This window comes from Vicinamibacteria bacterium, assembly GCA_035620555.1.
Lineage (GTDB): Bacteria > Acidobacteriota > Vicinamibacteria > Marinacidobacterales > SMYC01 > DASPGQ01.
On record DASPGQ010000382.1, the window covers coordinates 1 to 25,530 of the forward strand.

Annotated in this window: 26 protein-coding genes; 7 read left to right on the plus strand and 19 right to left on the minus strand. The window is 62.8% G+C overall.

Annotated elements, in window-relative coordinates:
* Positions 1–304: hypothetical protein (locus tag VEK15_15420; GenBank protein HXV62088.1), on the minus strand; the 304-nt coding region annotated here is incomplete at its 3' end.
* A 128-nt stretch (positions 305–432) separates the two neighbouring features.
* On the opposite strand from VEK15_15420, the gene VEK15_15425 reads away from it, so the two are divergent.
* The 3 genes from VEK15_15425 to VEK15_15435 all read left to right on the plus strand — a co-directional run bounded on the left by VEK15_15425 (position 433) and on the right by VEK15_15435 (position 1,253).
* Entirely contained in the window at positions 433–669 is a 237-nt protein-coding gene (locus VEK15_15425; GenBank protein HXV62089.1) for an AbrB/MazE/SpoVT family DNA-binding domain-containing protein, read from the plus strand.
* A 117-nt stretch (positions 670–786) separates the two neighbouring features.
* Positions 787–1,020 carry a hypothetical protein gene (locus tag VEK15_15430; GenBank protein HXV62090.1) on the plus strand — a complete coding sequence of 78 codons (234 nt, stop codon included), beginning with the start codon at positions 787–789 and terminating at the stop codon, positions 1,018–1,020.
* Between the two features lie 5 nt (positions 1,021–1,025).
* Positions 1,026–1,253 (plus strand): hypothetical protein, encoded by a 228-nt coding sequence (locus tag VEK15_15435; GenBank protein ID HXV62091.1) that lies wholly within the window; start codon positions 1,026–1,028, stop codon positions 1,251–1,253.
* 76 nt (positions 1,254–1,329) lie between these two features.
* Here the strand turns inward: VEK15_15435 and era are convergent, their stop codons facing one another.
* From era to VEK15_15480, 9 genes are all read right to left on the minus strand, one after another.
* Positions 1,330–2,214, minus strand: coding sequence for a GTPase Era (gene era, locus VEK15_15440; protein HXV62092.1), 885 nt, complete (start codon positions 2,212–2,214; stop codon positions 1,330–1,332).
* Between the two features lie 19 nt (positions 2,215–2,233).
* A complete protein-coding gene (locus VEK15_15445; GenBank protein HXV62093.1) occupies positions 2,234–3,478 on the minus strand; it encodes a hemolysin family protein in 1,245 nt (414 codons plus the stop codon).
* On the minus strand, positions 3,475–3,948 hold the full coding sequence (gene ybeY / locus VEK15_15450) for an rRNA maturation RNase YbeY (GenBank protein ID HXV62094.1): 474 nt from the start codon (positions 3,946–3,948) through the stop codon (positions 3,475–3,477). Before ybeY ends, VEK15_15445 begins: the two co-directional genes overlap by 4 nt.
* Positions 3,949–3,951: 3 nt before the next feature.
* Positions 3,952–6,273, minus strand: coding sequence for an HDIG domain-containing protein (locus VEK15_15455; protein ID HXV62095.1), 2,322 nt, complete (start codon positions 6,271–6,273; stop codon positions 3,952–3,954).
* A 1-nt stretch (position 6,274) separates the two neighbouring features.
* The gene (locus tag VEK15_15460) at positions 6,275–7,264 is read right to left on the minus strand and encodes a PhoH family protein (protein ID HXV62096.1); all 990 of its coding nucleotides are present in this window, start codon (positions 7,262–7,264) and stop codon (positions 6,275–6,277) included.
* Positions 7,265–7,423: 159 nt separating this feature from the next.
* Positions 7,424–9,214, minus strand: a complete 1,791-nt coding sequence (aspS, locus tag VEK15_15465) for an aspartate--tRNA ligase (GenBank protein ID HXV62097.1) — start codon at positions 9,212–9,214, stop codon at positions 7,424–7,426.
* Positions 9,211–9,717, minus strand: coding sequence for a gamma carbonic anhydrase family protein (locus VEK15_15470; GenBank protein ID HXV62098.1), 507 nt, complete (start codon positions 9,715–9,717; stop codon positions 9,211–9,213). The genes aspS and VEK15_15470 overlap by 4 nt, the downstream gene beginning before the upstream one ends.
* Positions 9,714–10,586, minus strand: a complete 873-nt coding sequence (locus tag VEK15_15475) for a hypothetical protein (GenBank protein HXV62099.1) — start codon at positions 10,584–10,586, stop codon at positions 9,714–9,716. The genes VEK15_15470 and VEK15_15475 overlap by 4 nt, the downstream gene beginning before the upstream one ends.
* A gap of 57 nt (positions 10,587–10,643) precedes the next feature.
* Positions 10,644–11,612 carry a P1 family peptidase gene (locus tag VEK15_15480; protein HXV62100.1) on the minus strand — a complete coding sequence of 323 codons (969 nt, stop codon included), beginning with the start codon at positions 11,610–11,612 and terminating at the stop codon, positions 10,644–10,646.
* A gap of 263 nt (positions 11,613–11,875) precedes the next feature.
* Here VEK15_15480 and VEK15_15485 point away from each other — a divergent pair, with 263 nt between their 5' ends.
* Genes VEK15_15485 through VEK15_15495 form a run of 3 tightly spaced genes read left to right on the plus strand, consistent with a single transcriptional unit; the run spans position 11,876 to position 15,244 of the window.
* Complete coding sequence (locus tag VEK15_15485; GenBank protein ID HXV62101.1) at positions 11,876–13,414, plus strand: asparagine synthase-related protein; 1,539 nt, start codon at positions 11,876–11,878, stop codon at positions 13,412–13,414.
* 5 nt (positions 13,415–13,419) lie between these two features.
* On the plus strand, positions 13,420–13,797 hold the full coding sequence (locus tag VEK15_15490) for a hypothetical protein (protein ID HXV62102.1): 378 nt from the start codon (positions 13,420–13,422) through the stop codon (positions 13,795–13,797).
* 10 nt (positions 13,798–13,807) lie between these two features.
* Positions 13,808–15,244 (plus strand): urea transporter, encoded by a 1,437-nt coding sequence (locus tag VEK15_15495; GenBank protein HXV62103.1) that lies wholly within the window; start codon positions 13,808–13,810, stop codon positions 15,242–15,244.
* A gap of 144 nt (positions 15,245–15,388) precedes the next feature.
* On the opposite strand, the gene VEK15_15500 is transcribed toward VEK15_15495, so the two are convergent.
* From VEK15_15500 to VEK15_15510, 3 genes are all read right to left on the minus strand, one after another.
* A complete protein-coding gene (locus tag VEK15_15500) occupies positions 15,389–15,925 on the minus strand; it encodes a MarR family transcriptional regulator (GenBank protein ID HXV62104.1) in 537 nt (178 codons plus the stop codon).
* Positions 15,926–16,114: 189 nt separating this feature from the next.
* Positions 16,115–16,333 (minus strand): hypothetical protein, encoded by a 219-nt coding sequence (locus VEK15_15505; GenBank protein ID HXV62105.1) that lies wholly within the window; start codon positions 16,331–16,333, stop codon positions 16,115–16,117.
* Between the two features lie 186 nt (positions 16,334–16,519).
* Positions 16,520–18,595: a 3-hydroxyacyl-CoA dehydrogenase NAD-binding domain-containing protein gene (locus VEK15_15510; GenBank protein HXV62106.1), complete on the minus strand. Its 2,076-nt coding sequence runs from the start codon at positions 18,593–18,595 to the stop codon at positions 16,520–16,522.
* 72 nt (positions 18,596–18,667) lie between these two features.
* Here VEK15_15510 and VEK15_15515 point away from each other — a divergent pair, with 72 nt between their 5' ends.
* Positions 18,668–19,588, plus strand: coding sequence for an energy transducer TonB (locus VEK15_15515; protein ID HXV62107.1), 921 nt, complete (start codon positions 18,668–18,670; stop codon positions 19,586–19,588).
* On the opposite strand, the gene VEK15_15520 is transcribed toward VEK15_15515, so the two are convergent.
* The 6 genes from VEK15_15520 to mdh are packed head-to-tail and all read right to left on the minus strand — an operon-like array spanning position 19,585 to position 25,527.
* Positions 19,585–21,522: a protein kinase gene (locus VEK15_15520; GenBank protein ID HXV62108.1), complete on the minus strand. Its 1,938-nt coding sequence runs from the start codon at positions 21,520–21,522 to the stop codon at positions 19,585–19,587. The two genes, VEK15_15515 and VEK15_15520, sit on opposite strands and share 4 nt — an antisense overlap.
* Before the next feature lie 37 nt (positions 21,523–21,559).
* Positions 21,560–22,075 carry a deoxyuridine 5'-triphosphate nucleotidohydrolase gene (locus tag VEK15_15525; GenBank protein ID HXV62109.1) on the minus strand — a complete coding sequence of 172 codons (516 nt, stop codon included), beginning with the start codon at positions 22,073–22,075 and terminating at the stop codon, positions 21,560–21,562.
* 1 nt (position 22,076) lies between these two features.
* Positions 22,077–22,496 carry a nucleoside-diphosphate kinase gene (ndk, locus tag VEK15_15530; protein HXV62110.1) on the minus strand — a complete coding sequence of 140 codons (420 nt, stop codon included), beginning with the start codon at positions 22,494–22,496 and terminating at the stop codon, positions 22,077–22,079.
* Between the two features lie 34 nt (positions 22,497–22,530).
* A complete protein-coding gene (gene sucD / locus VEK15_15535; GenBank protein ID HXV62111.1) occupies positions 22,531–23,406 on the minus strand; it encodes a succinate--CoA ligase subunit alpha in 876 nt (291 codons plus the stop codon).
* Positions 23,403–24,569 carry an ADP-forming succinate--CoA ligase subunit beta gene (sucC, locus tag VEK15_15540; protein HXV62112.1) on the minus strand — a complete coding sequence of 389 codons (1,167 nt, stop codon included), beginning with the start codon at positions 24,567–24,569 and terminating at the stop codon, positions 23,403–23,405. Before sucC ends, sucD begins: the two co-directional genes overlap by 4 nt.
* A 28-nt stretch (positions 24,570–24,597) precedes the next feature.
* A complete protein-coding gene (gene mdh, locus VEK15_15545; protein HXV62113.1) occupies positions 24,598–25,527 on the minus strand; it encodes a malate dehydrogenase in 930 nt (309 codons plus the stop codon).
* Positions 25,528–25,530 lie beyond the last annotated feature (3 nt).

The window sequence follows — 25,530 nt, forward strand, 5'->3', positions numbered from 1 at the left end:
TCGCGTTCGAAGCATCGAGCTCGTTGAAGGCGTGCTGGACCGTCGCCCGGAAGAAGAGCAGCTCGGGATGATCGCCGATGGTTAGGCCGTCGAGCCGGTCTCGCAACGTGAAGTAGTCCCGGCTTTCCCGAAGCGCTCTGAGTTCGGCGAGCGATGCCTCGTCCAAAGTCGAGTCGCAACGAGCGAGAACCGCCATCCCGAGAACGAACACGAGCGCTCGCCCGATGCTAAACCGGGGCGTCGGCGTTCCGGTCGCCAGCGAGGCTTGCGGCGACCGTCTATGAAGGCTGAGCCGAGCGGTCACGATGACAGCGGCGAGAATAGCACGAGCTTCAATAAGTCCAGCCTTCGCTCGGCGCGCTTCTTGTCCTTGACCTTAAGATTTGCCAGATCGATTTCTCCTTGTAGAATGCGATTACTCTTCGTAGGGTCATGCGTACGACGATTTCTTCTCGCGGGCAGACGGCAGTGCCGGCTGAGATTCGACGCAGGTTCGGCCTGTCGGAACACTCTCAGCTCGAATGGCTGATCGATGGCGACCTTATCACCGTCCTTCCCGTACCCGCCAATCCCGTCCAAGCCTTCCGTGGTTCACTGAAGGGCCGGTACTCGACGAAAGCTTTGGTCAAGGAGAGGGCTCGCGAACGCTCCCGAGAGCGGCGTGGCTGACGCCAACCGTCATACCGGACACGTTGGCGTTTATCGCCTATCTGAGCCACGAGCCCGGAGCCGCTCGGGTGCAAAGTTGTTGATGAGGGCTGAACCTCGCCGCGCCCGCGCCTGATGATGCACTTCGATATACTGGGCGAAGTAGGCGAGATTGAAACGATCGCGACCGGACGCGGGATCCGAGATCGCGATCGACTCCAGAAGCGATACGGTGATGGGAACTGGAGAAAGATGAAGGGTGTGGCGCTGATTCGCCTTCGCAGCGGCCGAGTTCGGAAGGCTGAGATTCATTGGTACGAGGCTCACGGCATCGGCAAGAAGGAAATCAAGCGCAAACGCTATCTGGACTGACGGTCATGACAAATCAAGAGCCCCGGTTTGCGGTCTGCGTGCGAAATGAAGGGTACGAGGCATCCCTCGAACTGCACAAGATCTATCGCATCGTTCCCGATCTTGAGGCGGACAAGGAGGGAGATGTTCGCGTTCTTGACGAGAGTGGTGAGGACTACATCTACCCTGCAGAGTGGTTCATCCAGATCGAAGTGCCCGAGGCGGTCCAACAGTCTCTTCTCCACGCGTCCTGACTCCACGTCATCGTCGTCTAACAAGGCGGGGATGAAGTTACCGAGGCCAAACGAGACCCATTCGGCAAGGGTTCTCTTACCGTCGGGGATCGATGCCGAGCTCGGAGAGAAGCCGCCGGTTCTCACGCCAGTCGGCGCGGACTTTGACGTGCAGTCCCAGGAAGACGCGGGTGCCGAGAAAGGCCTCGATGTCCTTCCGCGCCGCGGTGCCGATGTGCTTCAGCATCACCCCTCCCTTTCCCACGAGGATGCCCCGCTGGGAGGCGCGCTCCACGAGGATCGTGGCCTCGATCCGGGTCAGTTCGTTCCCTTCTTCCCAGGAGTCCACGAGCACCGCCGCGGCGTAGGGAACCTCGTTCCGGGTCGACTCCAGAACCTTCTCCCGCACGATCTCGGAAACGAAGAAGCGCTCGGGAAGATCGGTGAGGGCATCCGGGGGATAGAGCGGTTCGCCCTCGGCGAGGTGCGACGCCAGGACATCGACGAGCACGTCGACACCTTCGCCTTCGAGAGCCGAGCAGGGCACGATATCGACGAAGTCGTGCTCCGTCCGGTAGCTGTCGATGACGGGTAAGATGCGCGGCCGCGCGACGCGGTCGATCTTGTTGATGGCAAGAACGGCCGGTGTCTCGATGTCCCTCAGCTGTTCGAGCACGTAGGCATCGCCCCGTCCGAGAGGCTCGGTCACGTCGCAAACGAGCAGAATGACGTCGACCTGCTTCAGGCTCCGAAGGGCCGTCTCGACCATCCTGCGATTCATCTCGTGATGAGGCTTGTGGATCCCCGGCGTGTCGAAGAAGACCATCTGGGCGCCGGGAAGATTGGCGATGGCCAGAACTCGATTCCGCGTCGTCTGGGGCTTCGCGGTGACGATGGCGACTTTTTGCCCCACGATGCGATTGAGGAGCGTCGATTTTCCGACGTTGGGGCGGCCGACGATGGTTATGAATCCCGATCGCATCAGAGGAGAGCGCTCGGTTTCAGGCGGCCGGCCCTGGAGGCTGCATGCGGAAGCGAACCCGGTGGATTCGCTGCTCGTCGGCGTCCACCACCTCGATGCGGACGTTGTCACGCTCGATCACCTCGCCGGGGCGGGGGATCCTGCCCAGAGCATCGAGCACGAACCCCGAGACCGTCTCGAACCCTGAACCATTGACCACGAGCTGGAGCTCCTCACGCACGTCGTCGATATCGGCTCGACCGCTCACGAGAAAGACCCCCTCCTTCTCCTTGACGATCTCCTGATCGACCTCGTCGAACTCGTCGTGGATCTCGCCGACGATCTCCTCGAGGATGTCTTCCACGGTCACGAGACCCGACACGCCCCCGTACTCGTCCACCACCATCGCCAGGGTCTGTTTGTCTTTCTGGAACTCGCTCAGCAGCTCACGCACTTTCTTGGTCTCGGGCACGAAGCTTACTTCCCGCACCAGCGGCTCCAGGGGCGACTGGGGATCGGTATCGGGAGCCGCCACGAGATCGATGGCGTAAACGAGACCCTCGACGTGATCGAGATCGTCGCCGAACACCGGCACGCGGGAATACTTTTCCTCGGCAAAGAGGGCGCGGAGCTCGCCCAGGGTCGCGTCTTTGCGTATGGCGACGATCTCCGGCCGGGGCGTCATCACCTCGCGGACGACCTTGTCTCCGAGGCGAACGATCGACTGGACCATACGCCCCTCGTCCCCTTCGAGGATGCCTTCGTCTTCACCCGCCTCGATGTAGGCCTGAACGTCCTCATGGGTGACCACCTCCTCGTCATTGACCCTCACGAAGACGCTCACGAGACCGGAGAGCGGCCGGCTTATCGGCGTCAATAGCTTCGAATAAACGCGAAAGGCGGGCAAGAGAACCAGGAGCACTTTTTCGGGGTTCTTCCTGGCCACGATCAGGGGAACGGCTTCGCGAAAGACGAGAAAGACGACGAGCATGGTGACGAACGCCGCGAGCAGCGGCTGGGGAGCGCTCGAGAACAGATAGAGCATGGTGACCAGGACGGTAATGGCGATGAAAGATCCCTGGAGGCCAATTCGCAGAGGGAGCAGAAGACTCATGGGATCTTCGAGAGAGTGCGTCAGAAAGTCGGTCTTCCAGCTGTGCTCCTCCCGGTAGGTTCGAAGCGATATCTTGTTGAAGTAATCGAACGCCACGTCGATGAGCGCGAGAAAGGTCGCCAGCGCGAGCAGGAGCGCGACCGCCGTCAAGGCCAGTGTCGTCGAGATCATCGGCGCGCCCTGGTTCGGGTCAGGAGGAATTTACGCCTCATCCGGTATTCGAGCCGGCGCATCTCTCCGCTATCGGACTCGTGGTCGTAGCCCAGCAGGTGAAGGAATCCGTGCAGAGTCAGAACCTGGAGTTGAAGCGCCAGAGTCGTGCCGCGCCTCTTCGCCTGGCGCTCGGCGGTATCGACCGAGACGACGATGTCCCCGAGATAGGGTGGCGGTGACGGAAAGGACAGGACGTCGGTGGCCTCGTCGAAGCCGCGGAACCGCCGGTTGAGCTCCCGGATGCGCTCGTCGCCGACGAGCGCGAGGGTCGCGTCGGACTCGCAAGCGCCCAGCGACGACGCGACCTCGGCGAGGAATCCCGCCAATCGGCTTCGATCAATCGGATGACGCCTTTGCAGGTTCCGAACGACCAGCTCTGACTCTCTCCCGCTCGCCCTTGGTGGGCCCCGGTCAGGATCGTCGTTCATTTCTCATCGGCTGTTTTGAAGCACGACCGGCTCAACCTGTTTCTCGAAATCGAATCCGGGATAGCTCACGCGATGGTGGTGGATCCCCATCAGTACCCTGAGAAAGCTCTGCGCGATCTTCTCCAGATCACGCAACGTCAGGGCGCACTCGTTGAGTTGCCCGTCGAGGAAGACGTAATCGATGATCTGACGAATCAGTCCCTTGAGCCGCGCCGGGCTCGGATCATCGAGCGTTCGTGAGGCCGCCTCGACCGCGTCCGCCAGCATGATGATGCCCGCTTCCTTGGTCTGGGGCTTCGGGCCGGGGTAGCGGTACTCCTCCTCCGTCACCGCGCCGAGCGCCGGATCCTGATTTACCTTGGCTTTCTCGTAGAAGTAGGTAATGAGCTTCGTCCCGTGGTGCTGGGGGATGATGTCGATGATCTCCTGAGGAAGATTCATCTCCTTTGCCATCTCGATGCCCTCTTTCACATGGCTGCCGATGATGAGGGCGCTCATGCGGGGGGAAAGATTGTCGTGCTTGTTCGGGCCGATCTGATTTTCCACGAAGTAATTGATCTTCGTCAGCTTTCCGATGTCATGGTACATGGCGGCGGTTCTGCAGAAGACGGAGTTCGCACCAATCGACTCGGCAGCGGCTTCGGCGAGCGAACCGACGACCATGCTGTGATGGTACGTTCCCGGCGCTTCGAGCGCTAGCCGCCTCAACACCGGAACGTTCTGATTGGAGAGCTCGAGCAGACGAATATCGGTCGTGCGATGGAACAGGAGCTCGAATGCGGGCAACAAGAAGGATACGACGACGGAAACACTGGCACCGCCGACGAACGCGCAGAAGAGATCGAAACTGAAGGTGCTGGGGGGGAAATACCGTCCGGTGAGCAAATCGATTGCCAGAACGGTCACGAAGTTGACGCTTCCCACCAGAAGCCCGAGCTTGAAGAGCGCGGTGCGCCGCTTGTATTGGAACAATCCCAGGATCGCGGCGAGACAGGACACCAGCGAGAAAATCGCGATCTGCAGATTGCCCGTCATGATTCCCAGCGCGACGCCGAAGATCACCGAAGCCAGGAGCGCGGTGGGAGTGTGCTCGAGCAATAGGACGAGCACGGCGACCGCGGCGAAGGGCACGGCGTAGAAATACGAGCTCGCGTTGTTGAACGGCACCATGATCATTTGCTCGGCGAACAAGCGGGCGACGAAGAAAGTCACCCGGGCGAAAGCGAGATGGCCCACCACGACGAGGCCCACCATGGCGAAACTTTGACGCCGCCAGGCATCGCCGACGCGAACGGGCCGGAGAAGATACCACTGGACGAAGAGCAACACGCCGGCGAGAAGCGCCGCACCGATCAGCCCGGCAAGGCCCCAATGGCTGGTCTCCTTGGCGAGGAACTCGAGCTGACGCAAAACGTTCGGAGTGATCTCGTCACCGGCCCGAACGATGGTCTTGCCGCGCCTCACGTGGAAGTAGACCGGATCCACCTCCTCGCGCGCTTGCGCGCGAAGTCTCTCGGTCTCGGCATAGTCGAATCGGAGGGTTGGCTCGATCAGGCGAGAACCGAGCTCGCTCAGCGCTCGCCATTCGGCTTGGCGCAGATCCGAAAGGCTCGCCATCTGCACTTGGAGCAGCTCGTGCGCCTCTTCGGTGGTCAGCACGTTCGAGAAGTCACGCCGGATCTGAGTCGTCTTGGCGACGTCCCTTCTCCTCCTTATCGGCCGACCCGAAGCCAGCAACCGCTCCTTGTTGCCAACGATGTCCCGCGCCAGGACGTTCGTCACCGCCCGGGTGAGGACCTGTTCGACCTCGATCGAGAACTCCTTGTCGAGAAGAAACTCGAGATCCTTCTCGCCTACCGTGACCCCGAGTCTCTCCCGGAGAACCCCCATAAGCTCCGCCAGGGCGCTCTCGAGCTCTTCGCCTTTCAACGATTCGAGCGCCGCCACCGAGGCGCGGCCTGCCTCGAACGCCGAGGCGATGCGGTTTCGGGCGTCGGTCGTCGCCGCGTCGTTGAAATGGTAGACCTCCAGGACGGCTTGGGCCGCTTCCTCTCGCCGCGCGGCCGTGGTGACCTCGTCCTCGTAGCTGAAATCATGAGGAGCGCGAACGGTCACGGTGGCGATTTGCCCGAGCTCGCTGGGCTGCACGCGATAGATCAACCCCGGAGTGAGGAGCGCCGTAGTGGCGCCCAGGAAGAGGCCCACCCACGGCCACGGCGAAGAATAGGCGAGATCGAAGAAATCTCGCCGGCGAAAACCTTTTCGTCCGCGACGGGAGGTTTCCCGTTTCTCCTTCTTCGCCTTGGATCCGTTCTCGACGCTCATATCAAGCCTCGACCTCGGTCCGTTCTTTTTCGCCGACGCTGACGCGCCGTGGTAGCTTTCGGCGCTCATAGGCCCGGATGATGGACTGTACCAGAGGGTGACGTACGACGTCGGTCTCGTCAAAATGAACGAACTCGATCCCCGAGATGTTCCCCAGCAGATCCATCGCTTCGACGAGCCCGCTCACTTTCCCGTGGGGAAGATCGATTTGGGTCACGTCTCCGGTCACGACCGCCTTTGACCCGAACCCCATCCGGGTCAGGAACATCTTCATCTGTTCCGAGGTCGTGTTCTGCGCCTCGTCCATGATGACGAAGCTATCGTTCAGAGTGCGCCCTCGCATGAAAGCAATGGGAGCAATCTCGATGGCGCCCCGCTCGATGAGACGCACGACTTTCTCCGCATCCATCATGTCGTACAAAGCGTCGTAGAGCGGCCTCAGATAAGGGTTGATCTTCTCTTGGAGGTCACCGGGCAGGAAGCCGAGCTTTTCACCCGCCTCCACGGCGGGCCGGGCCAGAATGATGCGGTTGACCTTCTTCTCGTTGAAAGCAGCTACCGCCATCGCCACCGCGAGGTAGGTCTTTCCCGTTCCCGCGGGCCCGATGCCGAGCACCATGTCGTTCGACTGAATCGCGCGGATATAAGAGAGCTGATGGACGCTTCTCGGCATCACTCGTTTCGTCTTCGATGGATGCAGTACGGCGTGCACGAAGAAATCTCTGAGCGAGACGTCGGGATCCTGCCGCAGAAGCCTCAAGGCGACTCGCAGGTCGCCAGCGGTGATGCGGTATCCGTCTTGGGACAGCTCGGAGAACTGATTGAATATGTTTTCGAGTTTGGCGATTTGTTTCTCGTCGCCGTCGACGATGAGCTGATCGCCCCGCGAGACGATCGAGACGCCGAGCCACTTCTCGACCGACTTCAGATTCTCGTCGTGAACGCCCAGAAGCGCCAGGGCGCCTTCCTCAGGGACGGAGATCTTCTTCATTTAAGAAACGGGTATTACCTCCGCAGGCACCTGGTCAGATTAAATGATGGGGGTGGTGAAGGAGCCTGGCCGGGCCCCCGGCTCGGACTCTACTGCCGAGCCGATTCGAAAGTCGTGGCCCATATTCAAAGTCGAACGTAGCACAGGGCTCGGGGGGCGTCAACTCGGCACGGGGCCGATCCGGTTTGGCTGCTTCAACGCGATTCCCAGCTCATCGAGCTGGCGCTCGGAGACCTCCGACGGGGAACCAGTCATCAGGTCCAGCGCCGAGGTCGTCTTGGGAAAGGCGATGACGTCCCGGAGGCTCGCGCCCCCCGCCGCGATCATGGCGATGCGGTCCACGCCCAGGGCGATCCCCCCGTGCGGAGGCGTACCATATTGAAGAGCTTCGAGGAAGAAGCCGAATTTCTCTCGAGCTTCCGACTCCGAAAGCCCGAGCGCGCGAAAGATACGCTCCTGCAGGTCGGCGCTATGAATCCGAATGCTTCCGCCGCCGAGCTCGTAACCGTTCGCCACGACGTCGTAAGCGAGGGAGCGAACCGAAGCCGGGTCACTTTCGAGCCGGTCCAGGTCGTCGGGATGAGGCGAGGTAAACGGGTGATGTCTCGCCTCGAGCCGGTCCTCGGCCGCAGAATACTCGAAATACGGGAAATCGGTTACCCAGAGAAAGGCCGGTGTGGCGCCTTCCGGGATCCATCTCTCGCGTTTGGCGAGAACGGTGCGCATCGCCCCCAAAGCGGTGGATGCCACGTTTGCGTCGCCGGCAACGACCAGAAGGAGATCGCCCACGGCACCCCCGGCCAGAGCGAAAGCTTTCCTGAGAGTGTCATCACCCAGATGCTTCGCCAGCGGCGATTTCAGCTCGGTCTCGGTCCATTTCGCCCAGCCGAGACCCGCGGCACCGAGCTCCTTGATTTGCGAGTCGAGCTCGTCCACCTCCTTCCGCGAGTATCGTGCCAGACCAGGGGCGACGAGGGCACGGACCGCTCCTCCTTCTTCCAGGATGCGGTCGAAGACTCCGTAGCCCGAGCCCCGGACGAGCTCCGAGAGATCCCGGATGTCGCAGCCGAAGCGCAGGTCGGGCTTGTCGGTTCCGTAGCGGGCGATCGCCTCGGGATAGCCCAATCGGGGAAAAGGGGAGGGGAGCTCGATGCCGGTCGCGCGAAACATGGCGACGAAGAGGTCTTCCACCAGAGCGTAGATGTCCTCCCGGTCGATGAAAGACATCTCGATATCCACTTGAGTGAACTCCGGCTGGCGGTCGGCCCTCAAGTCCTCGTCACGAAAACAACGCACGATCTGGAAGTAGCGTTCCATGCCGGCAATCATCAGGAGCTGTTTGAACAGCTGGGGCGATTGCGGCAGCGCGTAGAAGGAGCCACGGTGCACCCGACTCGGTACGAGGTAATCCCGCGCTCCTTCCGGAGTCGATTTCGTCAAGTAGGGAGTCTCGACCTCGTGGAATCCCTTTTCCACCAGGTGGCGGCGCGTGGCGAAAGTAAGGCGGCTCCTGGTCTCGAGCCGTCTACGGACCGAGCCGCGTCTGAGGTCGAGGTAGCGGTACCGCAGCCTGAGGTCCTCGCTGGCTTTGACGTCGTCGTCGATCTCGAAAGGCGGGGTCTTGGAGGGAGAAAGCACCTCGATTTCCGACGCCTTCACCTCGATCTCGCCGGTCGAGATATTGCGATTCACCGTGCCGGCGCTGCGCTCGATGACGGCGCCACGCACAGCAATCACCCACTCGGACCCCACCCGTTTGGCCGCACCAACCACGCTTTCGCCCGCGTCGGGCCCCACGAGAATCTGGGTGACTCCCTCGCGGTCGCGAAGATCGATGAAGGTGATGCCTCCCAGATCGCGAACGGTATCGACCCATCCCGCGAGGACGACCTCGGAGCCGACGGCGTCGCGTCCGAGCGCACCGCAGCTGTGGGTTCTCGTCCATTTCATCTGCGGTAGTCGTCCTTGAGCTCGCGGTACACGGCCGAGGCGCGCTCGAGCCGGTCGAGCTCCTCGTTGGAAAGAGCCCGAACAATGCGCGCGGGAGCGCCGAGTGCGAGCTTGCCCGCCGGGACCACGGTCCCCGGGCTTACCAACGAGCCGGCCGCCACGAGCGCCCGCTCTTCGACGACGACGCCGTCGAGAAGAAGAGCGCCCATGCCGATCAGCGAGCCGGACTTCACATGGCACCCATGGAGGATGGCCCGATGGCCGATGGTTACGTCGTCCTCCAGGATGGTTGGGCTCTCCCCGTGATTGACGTGTATGACCGTCAAGTCCTGCACGTTCGTTCGTGCCCCGATGCGGATGATGTTGACGTCGCCCCGAACGACGGCACCGAACCAGATGCTGGAGTCGGCACCGACGGTGACGTCGCCGATCACGTGAGCGCTCTCGGCGACGAAAGCGGTGTCGTGTACGGCAGGACTCTTGTCGCGATAGCGGTGGATCAAGATTCCACCTTTACCAGCCAGATTCGATCCCGGGCGAAATCGTAGGTAATGGCCGAGGAGAGCAGCAGATCCGCTCCGAGAACGCCTACCGGCTGACCGTCGTAGGGAAGCTCGTTCATGACGCCGAGCAGGACGCGAAACCCTTGGGCCTCGAAGCTTCCGATCTGCATTCTCTCGATGGTCGCGCTCGTCGCGTCTTTGGCGGCGAGACCCACGTCCGTGGCCCATTTCCGATCGATAACGGTATTCGACGTTCCCGCATCCACGACGAAGAGCACCTCCTCCACCGCTTCGCCCTCGGTGGTCAACAGAACCGGCACCATGAGAAACCGCCCCGCGGACTCGAAGGCGACCCCTCCCTCCGGCACCTCGTCATCGGGAGAGGCCTCGAGATAGAGGAGCCTCCGGGGGTAATGAATCGTGAGACGAAGCGGTTCGAGGAGCTCCCGGCCGATCCGACCGTAGCTCCGGATTCCGCCGATGCCGGTCCCATCCTCTCCTTCGACGAGCAAAGTGCGGACGCCCTGAAACTCGACCGCGCCGATCTGGAGCTGCTGGAGGTAGGCAACCGACACTTTTTCCTTCTGGCCGTAGAAATCGATCTCGGCCACCTCCCCTTTGTCGACGAGCTTCAGACCGCTTCCGTCGACGATCGTCGTATCCAGGACGAAGTCGTTGAACCCCGCATCCAGAACGAGACGGTGGCCTCCCGAACCGTTGAGCCGAGCCCGGACGATTGGAAGAGCGGACTGGTCGATGGTCTCGAACGAAAGCCACCTCTCTTCCCCGGAGGCGACGTGACTCTCGCGGCTGACGGAGCTCCCAACCACGACAAGGCCTGCGGCGATCCAGCGCCGGAATCGTTTCATGGCTTTCCTCGCGTTTCGGAACGATAGCAAATTTGGTGGCGGAATGCTGCTTCGAGCTCAGAAGTCTTCGGGAACGGGAAGTTCGTTGGCGATCGAGACGCCGCGGACGATGGCCGTCTCCACGAGTCGCGCCGCCACGCTCCCGACGATGTTGACATCCACGGCTTGAGTGGGTCTTCCCAGGGTCGACAGGGCGAAGACCACGTCGCCGTCGAACATCGTATGCGAGGGTCGAACCACGCGGGGGATGCCGTCCTGGGCCATCATCGCGATCTTCGTGATCTGCTCGCGCGTGAACGCACCGTCGGTGGCGACGACGCACAGAGTCGTGTCCATCCCGAAATACCGGGTCGCGAGCTCGGTCTGACCGAAGATATAGGACTCGGTATCGAGGAAGCGTTCGGGATCGTCGGGCTGTCTCGCTCCGGCGAGGATTTGACCGGTTCTCGGATCGACGACGTCTCCCCAGGCGTTGCAGACGGCGAGGGCTCCCACCGTGACCCCGTTCGCGAGCCGCACCGAGGCCGTCCCCAACCCTCCACGCATGGCCGAGTCGCTTCCGAGGACCTTGCCAACCGTCGCCCCGATACCGGCCCCCACTCGCCCCTCGGGCGAGGCGTCCTCGGTCGCTCCTTCGCTCGCGGCGAGACCCATGTCGCGGTCGGGGTAGATCCGCGGCTTTCCCACGTCGAGATCGAAGATAACCGCCGTGGGCACGATGGGGACGATCACTCCGGTCGAGGCCGTGAACCCGATGTCACGTTCTTGCAGGAACTGCTGGACCCCTCCCGCCGCGTTGAGGCCGAACGTGCTTCCCCCGGTGAGCAGCACCGCGTGGATTCTCATGACCATGTTGGTCGGATTCAGCATCTCCGTCTCCCGCATTCCCGGGGCGGAGCCGCCGATATCGAGGCCGGCGATGGCGCCCCGCTCGACGAGAATCACGGTGCAACCCGTATGACCCACCGTGCTCACCGCGTGACCCACGCGGATTCCGGGAACGTCAGTGATGCAGTGCTTCAGCATGGTCGCCTCGCCGCCTCGCGTGCCCACAATGTTGCCAAATGAGCCGGCTATTTTCCAAAGGTTAGGAACTCGCCTCGAGCTCCGCTCGATCTCGCATTTTTTTTCGGGTTCGAAGCAAATTTTTTTCTACATGTAAGGATAAAGACGCGAGAGCTTGCAAAATTAATTCGTCCACGATACATTCTTGTATTGACTCTACTCCGTGAACATCGACGTAAGAGGCGCGCCCGAACAAGCACGATCGCGTTTGGGGCCGATGAGGTATGTGCGGAATCGTAGGGATGTTCGGGGACGAGCACCCCGACACGTTGAAGCGAATGCTGGACGCGACCTCCCATCGCGGGGAGGACAGCACCCGATACGAGTTCTGGGACGGCCGCTGCGGTCTCGGCATCAACCGTCTCAGCATCATGGATCTCGAGCGCGGCGAGCAGCCGATTCACGACGAGAGTCACGACGTCCAGGTCGTCTGTAACGGGGAGATCTACAACCACTCGGCCCTCGTGGGCGATCTGCGTGATCGACACGACTTTTGCACCCGCAGCGACGTCGAAGTCATCGCTCATCTCTACGAGGACCATGGCGCGGACTGCGTCAACTTTCTCGATGGGATGTTCGCATTTCTCGTCTACGACCGCCGACGCAAGACATTCCTGGCCGCGCGAGATCCCCTGGGGATCAAGCCGTTCTACTACGCTCGCGACGGCCACCGATGGTATTTCGCTTCGGAGGCGAAGGGGATTCTCGAGACCGGTGTGGATCCTGCCTGGATCCGGATGCTGCCTCCCGGTTTCCGTCTGACGCCCGAGCGGGGTCCGGAGCAGTATTTCTATCTGGCCACCCACAAATCGATCCCCAACCCGGGGATGGTTCGCGAGCTTCTCGCACATGCCGTGGAAAAGCGCATGATGGCGGACGTGGAGGTCGGAACGTTCCTTTCGGGAGGAGTCGACTCGAGCCTGGTCACCGCCATTACCGCCGGACTGAAACCCGACGTGAAAGCGTTCACCGTCGGCGTCGAGGGGGCGCCCGATGTCGAGGCGGCGAAAATCGTCTCCCGACATCTGGGAATCCGGCATTACGTACGGGCATTCGAGGTCGACGAGCTGGTCGATCTTCTCGGCGAGACCATCTGGCACGTCGAGAGCTACAACCCATCCATGGTGACCGGCTCGGTGGTGACTCTGATGGCCGCCAAACTGGCCAAGGAAGAAGGCGTGAAGGTCGTTCTTTGCGGCGAAGGGAGCGACGAGATCTTCGGCGGATATCTCGCGCTGCGCGAGCTCGAGTTCCAGGACTTGCATGATGCCTCGTGGCGCTTGATCGAGAATCTCCACAAGACAGAGCTCCAACGGCTGGATCGCATGAGCATGGCAGTCTCTCTGGAAGCCCGCGTGCCCTTCCTCGATCGGGATCTCGTCGAGTACGCTCTCAACCTGCCGGCGTCGGCGAAGATAAAGAACGTCGACGGTCGGAAGATCGAGAAGTGGATTCTCAGAGAGGCCTTCGACGGCATCATCCCGAGTGAGATTCTATGGCGGGAGAAACTCCCATTCGATCAGGGCAGCGGCGCTCGGGCCTTGATTGCCTATGCGGAGAGCCAGGTCAGCGACGACGAGCTTCGCGAAGCTCGGGAGCGGTGGCCCGACGCGGGCATCGTCTCGAAGGAGATGCTCTTCTACTACAACATCTGGCGCGAGCACTTTGGCGAGATGGGGGGCCACAGGCGTTTCGATCTCTTCGGTGATTATCCCGGGATGATGGATCGCATCGAGACTCGCACGGCAACGAGCGGGAGCTAGATCGAGTGCCACCGAGCCTCCATTGTCCGGGCTCGACGAGCGACACGGGCGCATACCGGATTGCCTGGAGTGGCACCGACGGGACCGTCGTTCGTGTCGAGGAGAACGGGTCGGTCCTCTATGAGGGCGTGCAGGACGCGACCACGGTGAGCGGACGCCCCGCGGGCGACTACGTCTACCGCCTGGGATTGATGGAAGGGGGGAACGTCGCCTGGAACGACTCGTGCACCGTCACCGTGGCACCGCCGTCTCTTGCTCTGGCGGGCTTTCTTTTCGCCGTCGGATTCTCCGTTTTCGCTTCCTTGCTGGTCGTCGTCGTTCGCGGACACCGTGCGCATCGCAGCGGAGAGCTGTATGGCCGCCCTCACGACACCAGCCATTGATCATTGATCGATGACGGCACCGGTCCTTTCGGCAGAGCTGGGCTGGCTCGTCATCGGCATTTTCTCGATCGTCTGGATTGCGCTGGGCTGGTTCTGGGGTCGTCACAGCACGTCCTTCGATGACGACGTCCTCGCCGGGCGGAACGTGGGCCTCGCGCTCGGCACCGCCACCGCCGTGGCTACCTGGGTGACGTCCAACACCACCATGGCGGCCCCGCAGCTCGCTTATCAACTCGGCATCTGGGGCATGGTGGGCTACTCTCTCGGCGCGGTCGGGCTGATGATGTTCGCTCCCCTCGCGGAGCGCATCAAGGAAGTCATGCCGGGTGGGTACACGAGCGGTGACTTCGTTCGCGTCCGTTACGGTCGCGCCAACTGGGGGATCTTTCTTCTCATCTCGTTCTTCTACGGTGTTGGCTGGCTCGTCAGCATGGGAATGGCGGGCGGCATCCTGCTCGAAGCTCTGACCGGCATCCCCTATCACGTGGGAATGGTCGTCATCGTGGTCGTCTGCGTCGGCTACACGCTCCTGGGCGGACTACATGCCGTCATTGGAACCGACTTCGTGCAGAGCGTCCTGATCCTCCTTGGACTGGTCGTGGTCGGAGCCGTCTTGTTGACGACCATCACCCCCGCGGAGATCCACGCGGCGCTGAGCGCCGACCGGCCGCAGCTCCTGACGATCTTGATGCCGGCATCGATCATGTTCTTGTTCAACAACCTGCTCTTCGGGCTCGGGGAAATCTTCCACTCCAACGTGTGGTGGTCGAGAGCGCTGGCGTTTCGGCAAGGCACGGGCTTTCGCTCTTATCTCGTCGGCGGCCTCATGTGGCTTCCGGTACCGGTGGCCGCGGGCGGCATCGCGCTCGCCGTGCCCGCCCTCGGAGTCAACGTCCCCGCTCTGGACATGGTGGGCCCTCTGGTGGTGGGAGAGCTCATGGGGGCGGCGGGTGCGCTACTGATCCTCATCATCGTCTTCTCGTCACTCGCTTCGTCTCTCGACTCCCTGCTGGCGGCGACGAGCGATCTTCTGGTCGAAGACGTCTACCGCCAGTTGCTGAGACCGTGGGCCACCGAACTCGAGCTCCGGCGCATGGCGCGGCTCATCGTGCTGGGTCTCGGTGCGCTGGCCATCGTGCTGTGCTGGGGCCGGATCACCACGCTGGCCGAGCTCATTCAGTTCACCGGAGCTTTCGTCGCTTCGACCATCTGGCCCATCGTGGCCGGACTCTACTGGAGCACGACCAATCGCTTCGCCGTCGGACTCGCGTTGAGCCTCGGTTCGCTCGCGGGCTTGACCGCTTACTTCACCATCGGCTTCTACACCGCGGCGCTCGTGGGCGCGTCGGTGTCGATGGTCTGCGTCTCGGTCGGGACCTGGATTCGACCCGAGCCGTTCGATTGGAGTCACCTTACGGCCATGCGGCGAGCGGGAGAGACCCCGTGATCTCGGTTACCGTCTTCGCTTGGGGTCTCTGGACCGCCTACATCGTGGTGGCCGCGGGCGCGCTCTACTTGCTCGCGGTGCTCGCTCGCGAGTGGTGGGGGGGAAAGCTCTGGTAGCTCGGGGCGTGCCGATTCGAGGCGAGGGCTAGGACTCCTCGCCCTCCTCTTGCCCGGTGAGAAAATCGGCGGTCTCCTCCGCCGACACACCAACAGGACCCGATACGAGGACGGGTGAGGCCTCGATGTCCTGGGCGCGCATCATCTCCGCGACCCTCTGGAGCGTTGACAGGATCTGCGTCTGCTCCCAGTCCGCGAGCCTTTGGAGCTCCTTGACGAAGCGCTCCTGGAGCAACGGAGGCGCTTTCTCGAGAGCATCCCGACCGGCGGCGGTCAGCTCGTTGATGACGCGACGCTTGTCCGCCTTGCTACGGCGTCGTTCGATGAGGTTTTTCCTTTCCAGCCGCTCGAGGATGTCGGACAGAGTTGCCTGCCCCAAAGACACTCCCCGGGCGAGCTGACTCGTCGTTTGCGGCCCGTGCTGCTCGATGAACTGCAGCACGACGAGCTGGGGTCCGGTGAGACCGTACCTCTGGGCGAGAAACTTCGAGTGCCGATCCACGGCGCGGATGATCCGTCGCAAGGCAGCGATGATTTCGTCGCGGGTATCGAAGCTCCCGTTCACGACCTTATCGTACGTTCACGTCACATGAAACGGCCACTGGTCGTGTGGAGCTTTTTCTCTCTCTAGTGTTCAATGCCGTGGCGGGACCCGTGATCGATCGAGCCGCCACGGCTCAGGCTGCTTACGGCGCGGCAGGCGCGCCGGGCTCGCTCCGCTCGCGCAGGGTGGGCTGATTTTTTGATCACCCTGCTATTGCTCGCAGGTGGACTCGGGCTCGTGAAACCAGCCGTTCTCGTGGAGCGTGCGCGTGCTGGGGCCGACTCGATCGCTCGAGCCATTCGGCTCGCGATGCTGAAGCACGGATGGACCCGGTACGAGCCAACGATTGACGAGGTAGCGCCAGTAAAAGCAACGCCAATGGAGCTCTTCCGCTTCGGACCACTCTGCTTTGTGAATCGTGTGTGCCATCGTGGGTCCTCCGTCTTTCGTGTCTCTCGATGGTGCAATGGGCGTGCCACGATGTTTCGGCGAACCCGAGTCCGTAACTTGCCAGATGCGAAGAAGTTGAGACCCCTGGGGAAAGCTCCCCTCCAAAACGCGTAGTAAAAAGCCTACGCGGTGATGGGACACTCCCAGTCCTCGTGAACCGGTTCGCTAGGCGGTGCGAGCTCGCTCGAGGAGAGACGCAGGAGGCTCGAACCGAGATCCTTCTTTGTCGCGCCACTGGGCCAGATCGTCGGCAACGCGATCGATCCCGTAGGTTTCGGCATATCGAAGGAGCCCGCCGCGAAACGGTGGAAACCCGGTGCCCAGAATCATCGCGAGGTCCAGCTCGTCGCCGCTCGCCACCACTTCCTCGTCCAGGCACCGATAGGCCTCGGCGATCATGAGACCGAGAGCGCGCCGGAGCGCCTCGTCCGCTCGGAGCGGTCTCGACGACGACGCTCCGAGGATCGAGCAGACCTCTGGATCGGGCACCGCGCGTCTGCCGTCGTATCGATAGAACCCGGCGCCCGTCTTCTTCCCGAGCCGTTTCACGGCAACGAGCTTCTCCAGAACTCCCGTCGGCCGGGCACGAGTACCGAACGCCTTGCCGAGCACCGCACCCGCCTTGTACGCGACATCGATTCCGACATCATCGAGGAGCCTCAGCGGCCCCATCGGCATTCCGAACTCGAGGAAGGCTCGGTCGATCCCCTCGATATCGGCCGTCTCCAGGAGAAGCTTGGTCGCCTCGTTGAGGTACGGAGCGAGAATACGGTTCACGACGAAACCCGGCGCGTCGTTCACGACTACGGGCGTCTTACCGAGACGCTGGGCCATCCAGACGAGTTTTGTTACGACCCTCTCGTCGGTCCTCTGTCCGCGGACCACTTCGATGAGCGGCATGCGGTCTACCGGATTGAAGAAATGAAAGCCCGCCATCCGCTCGGGATGCTCGAGCACCGTCTGCATCTCGCTGACGGAAAGAGTGGAGGTGTTCGTCACAATGAGACACTCGCTCGACACATGGGCTTCGAGCTCGCGAAGCACCGATTTCTTGATGTCGATGTCTTCGACGATCGCCTCGATGACCAGATCGGCGACGCCGAACCCGCTCCAGTCGAGAGTGGGGGTGATGAGCCCCATCTTCTTCTCGAGCTCCCAGCTGCTCAGGCGCCGTCGCTTGCGCCGCTGCTCGAAGACGGCTCGCGCCGCAGCGAGACCCGCCCCCAGCGCCTCGGGGCTTACGTCCTTCAAACGAACGGCAACGTCCCGGGAAGCGAGAAGCCTGGCGATACCGCCCCCCATGGTCCCGGCGCCGAGAAGCCCCGCGGATTCGACCCGCGGCGGCTCGCCCTCGGGAGTCCCCTTCGCCCGGTCCGCGAGAAAGAAAACCCGCACGAGGTTCTTCGAGACCTCACCGGGAAGGAGCCGGCTGGCGTGCTCCCGCTCCAGCTCGAGCGAGCGAGCTCTGGACCTCGACCCCCGGCGCATCACGTCGAGAGCCGCTAGGGGCGCGGGGTAGTGCCCCTTCGTCTTCTCGAGCACCCGCTTGCCGGCCTGCCAGAAGAGAAACCAACGGCCGATCGGGTTACCCTCGAGGAGGAAGGACCTCCGCGGCCGCCGAGGTCTCCGGCCTTGGATCAGCTGGTCGAGGAGCTCGAGGGCACGCCGGTCGAGCTCCGGGTGGGAGACCGCGCGGTCGACGAGACCAATGCGCTCGGCTTTCCCCGCATCGATGGCGCGCCCGGTGAGGATCAGGTCCATCGCCTGGCGAATTCCGATGAGTCGCGGAAGGCGTGTCGTGCCGCCCCATGCTGGCAGGATGCCGAGGTTCACTTCGGGAAAACCGATCTGGAATCTGGGGTGGTCCGAGCCCACGCGGCCGTGACACGCGAGGGCCAGCTCGGCGCCCCCTCCGAGGCACATGCCCCCGATCGCGGCAACGACGGGGAAGTCCAGCATCTCGATGCGATCCATGATGGCCTGCCCCGTCCGGACCGCCTCCGCCGTTTCCTCACCAGTCTGGACCGTCCGGATCTCGTTGACGTCCGCGCCCGCGATGAAAACTCCGTCCTTTCCCGATCGAACGACCGCCCCCCGGACGTCCCGCGCCTCGAGCTCCTTCAGGACCTCGCTGAGCCGCTCCATTACCGCACGGGAAAGCAAATTGACTTTCTGTCCGGGCAAATCGAAGGTGATGCGCGCGATCCCGTCCTGGAGGTCGAGCTCGACCGGTGAGTCCATCGGAGCGGAGTCTATACTGTGATCCTTCCTCTTGCATCGTCGTTGGCCGCAGAGGAGAATTAGGTAGGTGGAATGAATAAACTCGTCGCCTGGCTCAAGGAGAACTTCCGTAACGACGATATCCTGAGCCCGCTGACCGGCGAAGCCGTCGAGCCTCCGTTCTTCGACCCGAGCCGGAAGCGGAAGACGGAGGTCGCCACGGCGGTAGGCTACGTCCTGGTGTTTGGCGGCGCACTCCTCCTGTCGACCATACTTCCGGCGCCCCCGCAGCTCGATGGCGTGCGGGACCTACCGAACTTGATTTTCGTCATGCAGCCGGGACCGGGCGGTGGCGGCGGCGGCGGTGGCGAGCAAGCCGAGGAGCCGCCTTCGGTACAGAAGATCGAAGGCGAGGATCTCGCCAAGGTTGCGGTGAACACCGAAGCGCCTAAAGAGGAGCTCGTCTACGACAATCCCGATAGGCCCAACGAGATCGAGGAAGAAAATCCTCCCGAGGAAGAGACCGCGCCCGAGATTCTGGCTCCAGTCGTCGCGCAGGCGCCCGATGAACTGGATCAGAAAGGCATCCTCGAGGGGATGGAGCAGCTTCTCGATTCGGCGGGGTCGGGAAACGGGGGTGGCGCCGGCACCGGTGAAGGAACCGGAATCGGTGAAGGCCAGGGCTCCGGTCTCGGCGACGGCTACGGGGGCGGCTACGGCGGTGGTGCCTATCGATTGGGCAGCGGCATCAGCACTCCGATCGTCGTCCGGCAAGTGCAGCCCCAGTTCACCGACGAAGCGCTCGCGCGCAAGATCGAGGGCGAGGTGGTCGTCGAGGTGGTCATCCTCAAAGACGGCTCGGTGCAGCCCCTCCGCGTTCTCCAGGGGCTCAGTGCCGATCTCAACTCGAAGGCCCTCGAAGCGGCCGCTCTGTGGAAGTTCATCCCAGGAAAGCTCCAGGGCCAGCCGGTGGACGTGATCGCCGAGATCATCGTCAGCTTCAATATCCTCTAGCTCATCAGCTCGCGGGCGATTGCTTCGTCCACGTCCTCGATCGCGTCGACCTCGTGGCGTATGTCGGTCAACCTCGAGCTCAGCTCGGGAACCGGTGCGCTCGACGCTTCCGCACGAGACAGGTCGAGACGGAGCTGCCGGAGTTGATGCTCGGCCACGTCCTGCCGCACCTTGAGGCGCTCGAGGACCCCGAGTGCTTTCTCGATCGCACGGCGCCGGTCGCGCACCACGTCGAGCTGACGCTGGTAGAGCTTGCGGTCTCGCGCCGTTTGGGCTGCTTCCGCTCGAACGCGCGCCTGCTCCTCGAGATGCTCGAGCCTTAGCCGCTCGTCTTCCGAAGTTTGCTCCTCCAGATCCTTCTGCTTCGAAGCGAGGTCGGCCACGCGCTCGACGATGGCATCCACCTCATGCAAGAGCTCGGAGTCGGTACCGCGCCGCTCCAGCAGCACTCGTACGCGCCCCACCTCCTCACGAAACGAGCCGGATAAGAGCTCCATCTTCTTCTCACCCGAGCCGAGCGGCTTCGGCTCGGCGACGCGAGCGAGGCTTTTTTTCCGGAACAGCGAGACGAATGACGGCGCCGTTCCTACCGCATGGGCCGCGAGACCGACTCCCCAAAAACCCATCCAATCCGGAAACGAGCCGGTATTGAGGGTCCAGATGATGCCGAAAACCGTGAAGACGCAGAGGTGCTGGCAGAATCCCAGCACCTTGCGTTTGGCGACCCAGTCACCCGGGTCCCCTCGAGAGGGCACCTCGTCTCGGAAAATGCGGCTCTCATAGAGCGGCGTCCAGTCGCGTTCGCCCTCGCGGCGAACCAGCTCCGCGCCCGAAAGGCGATTGCGGCGCAACGCTTTCCGCAGACGCGCCTCCGAGAGGGCCCGGGTGTGACCGCTCGATCGAACCTGATAGACCTCCGAGCTGAAGGCCTCGCGCAGCTCACGATCCACCTCGGAGAGTACGCCTCTCACCTCGCGCTCGACGTAGCTTCCGATTCCCATCGGGTCCCGGGTTGCCGACCGAGGCGTCGTCTTTTCCGCCCGCACGCCATCGCGGGCGAGCTTCTTGAGCTCGACCACGATCTCGCCCGTGTCTTCGAATCGCCCTGCGGGGTCCTTGGCGAGGCAGCGACCCACGAGGGTCTCGAGCTTTCTCGGGCACGACGGGTTGGCCTCGGCCATGGGCGCGGGCTCGCTCTCGATGATCGAGGCGAGGGTCTGTGCCGCGGTGTCGCGCCGAAACGCGAGCCGTCCGGTCACCATCTCGTAGAGGATGAGACCGAAAGAGAACTGGTCCGAGCGATGGTCGACGTTTTTTCCCGCCGCCTGCTCGGGTGACATGTACTCGACCGTTCCCAGGAGCACGCCGTGACGCGTCCCCTCGCGAGCGAGAGTGGCCATCTCGGAGTTCGCCTCGAAAGGAAAAGATAGGAGCTTCGCCAGACCGAAGTCGAGAATCTTCACGAACCCATCGTTCGTCACCATGACGTTCTCGGGCTTGAGGTCGCGATGTACGATTCCCGCGCCGTGAGCTTTCGCGAGGGCGGCGGCAATGGGAATCGCGATCTCGTACAGCCGCTCTCCCAAAAAAGGCGCCTCGGTGAGAACCTCACGGAGCGTTCGACCCTCCACGAGCTCCATGGCGATGTAGTCCGGTTCGGCTGCATCACCCTCGGCCGCGCCCGAGCCCCGACGAACGTGCACGTCGTAGATGTGCACGATGTTGGGGTGATTCAAGGCGGACGCGGCGAGAGCTTCTTGCTCGAAGCGCCGGAGCCGTTCCGCGTCCTGGGAGAACTCACTCCGGAGGACTTTGATGGCCACCTTGCGCCCGAGCTTGAGGTCCTTCCCCCGGTACACCTCCCCCATGCCGCCCCGCCCGAGCGAAGCGGCAATCTCATAGGAGCCGAGACGGCTACCGGCAGCGAGTGTCATCGAGACCCTGCCTGCGGAGTTTAGCAGAGCAACGGGGCTATTTGTTCTCGTTCTGGTAGCGGCCCGCGTAGGTCTTCGCCGCGGGCACGTCGAGAGCGAAGAAGACGAGCTGCAGGACGCGGGCGTTTCTCTTCAAGACGATGCCGGCGGGATTGTGGACGACGAGAAGCGAGCCGCTCCTTCCCGAGTAACCTGAATCCCACAGTGCGGTTCCGATTTGAGCTCCGCACCTGAGAACGCTCGAACGGGTACGGGCTAGGCCGAACATGTCGGCGGGGACGTTCACGACCTCGTTATAGACGATCCAATAGGGGCCGGGACGAAGACGCCAGCAGGAGGACTCATCGGGCGGAATGGCCTGAGTCGAAGGGGTACGCCTCCCGGAGTTGTCGAAATCGATCACTCCCGGTTCGTCCCCGAAGCGAGACACTTCCCTCAAGGTGAAATCGACGCCGTTCATCTGAATCTGAGTCTCGGGATCGACGAGGTGCTCGACGAGAGGGGGAACGGCCGAAAGCCGCTCGCGAAGAGCCGCTCCCTCGACGAGCTTCATCTCACAGGATGAGCTGCAGGGTGGTGAAGAAATAGGGAATCTCCACCGCGGATGACCCGGCTGAATCCGAGCCATGGATGGCATTCTCCTCGACCGAGGTGCCGAACTCGCTGCGCAGGGTGCCCGGCTCAGCCTTGGCCGGGTCCGTCGCCCCCATGAGCTTGCGCAAGTCATCGATCGCGTTCTTCTTTTCCATGGCGATGACGATGCACGGGCCCGAGCTCATATAGTCGGTCAGGCTCGAGAAGAAGGCCTTGCTCCGGTGAACGGCGTAGAAGCCTTCGGCCTGGCGTTTGCTCATCTGGATCATCCGCAGGCCGAGGATCCTGAAGCCGGCCTCTTCGATCCGAGCCAGGATTTTGCCGGCGACGTTCTGGCGAACGGCGTCGGGCTTGATGATGGCAAGCGTGCGCTCGGTCATGGTCTCCCCCGTCCTTGTCTCCCCCGTCCTTGTCTCACTGACTCACCAGGATCCTGGCCATCGTCTCGCCCATGTCGGCGGGGCTCTCGACCACGGTCACGCCCGCTCGGCGAAGGGCCGCCATCTTGTCAGCCGCCGTTCCCTTGCCGCCCATCACGATGGCGCCCGCGTGGCCCATGCGTCTTCCCGGAGGGGCCGTCTGCCCGGCGATGAACGAGACGACGGGCTTCGTGAACTTCTGCTCGATGTATTCCGCGGCCGTCTCTTCGGCGCCGCCGCCGATCTCACCGATGAGGATGACGGCCTCGGTCTCGTCGTCCGCCTGAAACAGCTCGAGAGCATCGACGAAGGTGGTCCCGATCACCGGGTCTCCACCGATGCCGATGCACGTCGACTGGCCGATCCCTCGCCGCGTCAGCTGGTCCACCGCCTCGTAGGTCAAGGTTCCGCTTCGGGAAATGACTCCCACGGGCCCTTCCTTGTGGATGTGGCCGGGCATGATCCCGACCTTCGCGCGGCCGGGCGAGATGACCCCAGGGCAATTAGGGCCCACCAGGCGGGAGGTGGTCTCCTCGACGACCCGCATCACCTCCACCATATCCATCGCGGGAATGCCCTCGGTGATGCATACGACGAGAGGAATCTCCGCGTCGACCGCCTCGAGAATCGCATCGGCCGCGAACGGCGGCGGAACGAAGATGACCGAGGCGTTTGCTCCCGTCTCCCGAACGGCCTGCTTGACCGTGTTGAATACGGGAACGCCATCGAACGTCTCGCCGACCTTGCCCGGCGTCACCCCCGCCACGACCTTCGTGCCGTAGTCGATGGCGCCCCGAGCATGGAACTGCCCCTCGCGACCGGTGATCCCCTGGACGAGGAGCCGCGTGTTCTTGTCGACGAGGATGCTCATGCGGAGCCCTCTGCCGCCTTTACGACCCGCTGGGCCGCATCCTTCATGCTGTCGGCGGTGATGAAGGTGAATCCCGATTCGGCGAGCATCTTTCTCCCGAGCTCGACGTTCGTCCCCTCGGCGCGGATGACGATCGGGATCCGCACGCCCAGCTCTTTCACCGCGGCGATCAGACCCTCGGCCAATCGGTCGACTCGGAGAATGCCGCCGAAGATGTTGATCAAGACGGCCTTGACCTGCGAGTCCGACATCAGGATGCGGAACGCATTCTTGACCTGTTCGGGACTCGCTCCCCCGCCCACGTCGAGGAAGTTGGCCGGGGCCCCGCCGGCGTGCTTGATGATGTCCATCGTCGCCATCGCGAGCCCCGCTCCGTTCACCATGCAGCCCACGTTTCCGTCGAGCTTGATGTAGCTCAAACCATGTTTCGACGCTTCCACTTCGAGCGGAGACTCCTCGTCGGTGTCGCGGAGCTCGAGGAGGTCCTGGTGTCGAAACAGGGCGTTGTCGTCCAGATTGACCTTGGCGTCGAGAGCCAGGACGTCGCCTTGCCGGGTCACGAGACAGGGATTGATCTCGACCTGCGAGGCGTCGAGGCCGATGAAGGCCCGATACAATCCCATGAGGAACGAGACGGCCTTCTTCGAGACGTCGCCCTCGAGACCGAGACCGAAAGCGAGCTCGCGAGCCTGGTAGTGCATCAACCCCACGGCGGGATCGACGGTGACGCGGAGAATCTTCTCCGGGGTCTCGGCGGCGACTTTCTCGATCTCGACCCCACCGGCCGCACTGGCGATGACGATAGGTCTTCCCTCGCTGCGATCGACGAGCAAGCTGACGTAGAGCTCTCGGTCGATGTCGAGGCCCTTTTCGATCAAGAGACGGCGGACGATCTTGCCTTCGCCCCCCGTCTGCGCGGTGACGAGCTCCATCCCAATCATCCGTGTCGCGATGTCCGCAACCTCGGACTCCGTCTTGGCAAGCTTGATCCCGCCGGCCTTGCCCCGCCCCCCCGCGTGGACCTGAGCCTTGACGACGACGGGAAGGCCCAGCTCTTGGGCCGCTTCGACCGCTGCCTCGGCCGATCGTACGGGCTTTCCCGGTGGGACCTGGACCCCGTAGCGTAAGAGGAGCTCTTTGGCTTGGTACTCGTGCAGGTTCATTGGCTACCCAGTGGCGGGGGAAGACGCATCAAACGCCGATCTTGTCCACCAGCTCCTGTACCGCTCCGGCGGATTTCTGGAGCGCCGCCCGCTCCTCGTTCGTGAGCGAGATCTCGATGACTTCCTCGACGCCCGAGGATCCGAGCTTGACCGGGACTCCCATGTACAGCCCGTTGATCCCGTACTCGCCCTCGAGGTAGGCCGCGCAGGGCAGGATCTTCTTCTTGTCCTTCAGGATGGCATCCACCATCTCGACGATGGCCGCCGACGGCGCATAGTAGGCCGAGCCCGTCTTCAAATAGCTGACGATCTCCCCACCGCCTTTGCGGGTGCGCTCGACGATCCGATCGATCGTCTCCTGGGACATCAGGTCGGGTAGCGGGATTCCCGCCACCGTGGAATAACGGGGCAGCGGAACCATATCGTCGCCGTGGCCCCCGAGCACGAAGGCATGGACGTTCTCGACCGAGACTTTCATCTCCATGGCGATGAAGGCGCGCATGCGCGCCGAGTCCAGCACCCCGGCCATTCCCATGACCCGCGCTTTGGGGAACCCGCTCACTTTGAACGACGTCTGCACCATCGCGTCCAGCGGGTTGGACACGACCACCAGGATGGTTTCGGGAGAGTGTTTGACGACCTGCTCGGTCACTCCCTTGACGATCTCGTAATTCTTGAGGAGTAGATCGTCCCGGCTCATCCCCGGCTTTCGCGGCAGGCCGGCGGTAATGACGACGACGTCGGAACCGACTGTGTCCCGATAATCGTTCGTCCCCCGGACATGCACATCCGCCCCCGACACCGGGCAAGCCTCGAGCATATCGAGGCCTTTGCCCTGAGGGATACCCTCGAGGATGTCGATCATCACGACGTCGGCGATCTCGGCGTCAGCGATACGCTGCGTCGCCGTGGCGCCAACGTTTCCCGCTCCCACGACCGTGACCTTGAATCTCCCCATGAC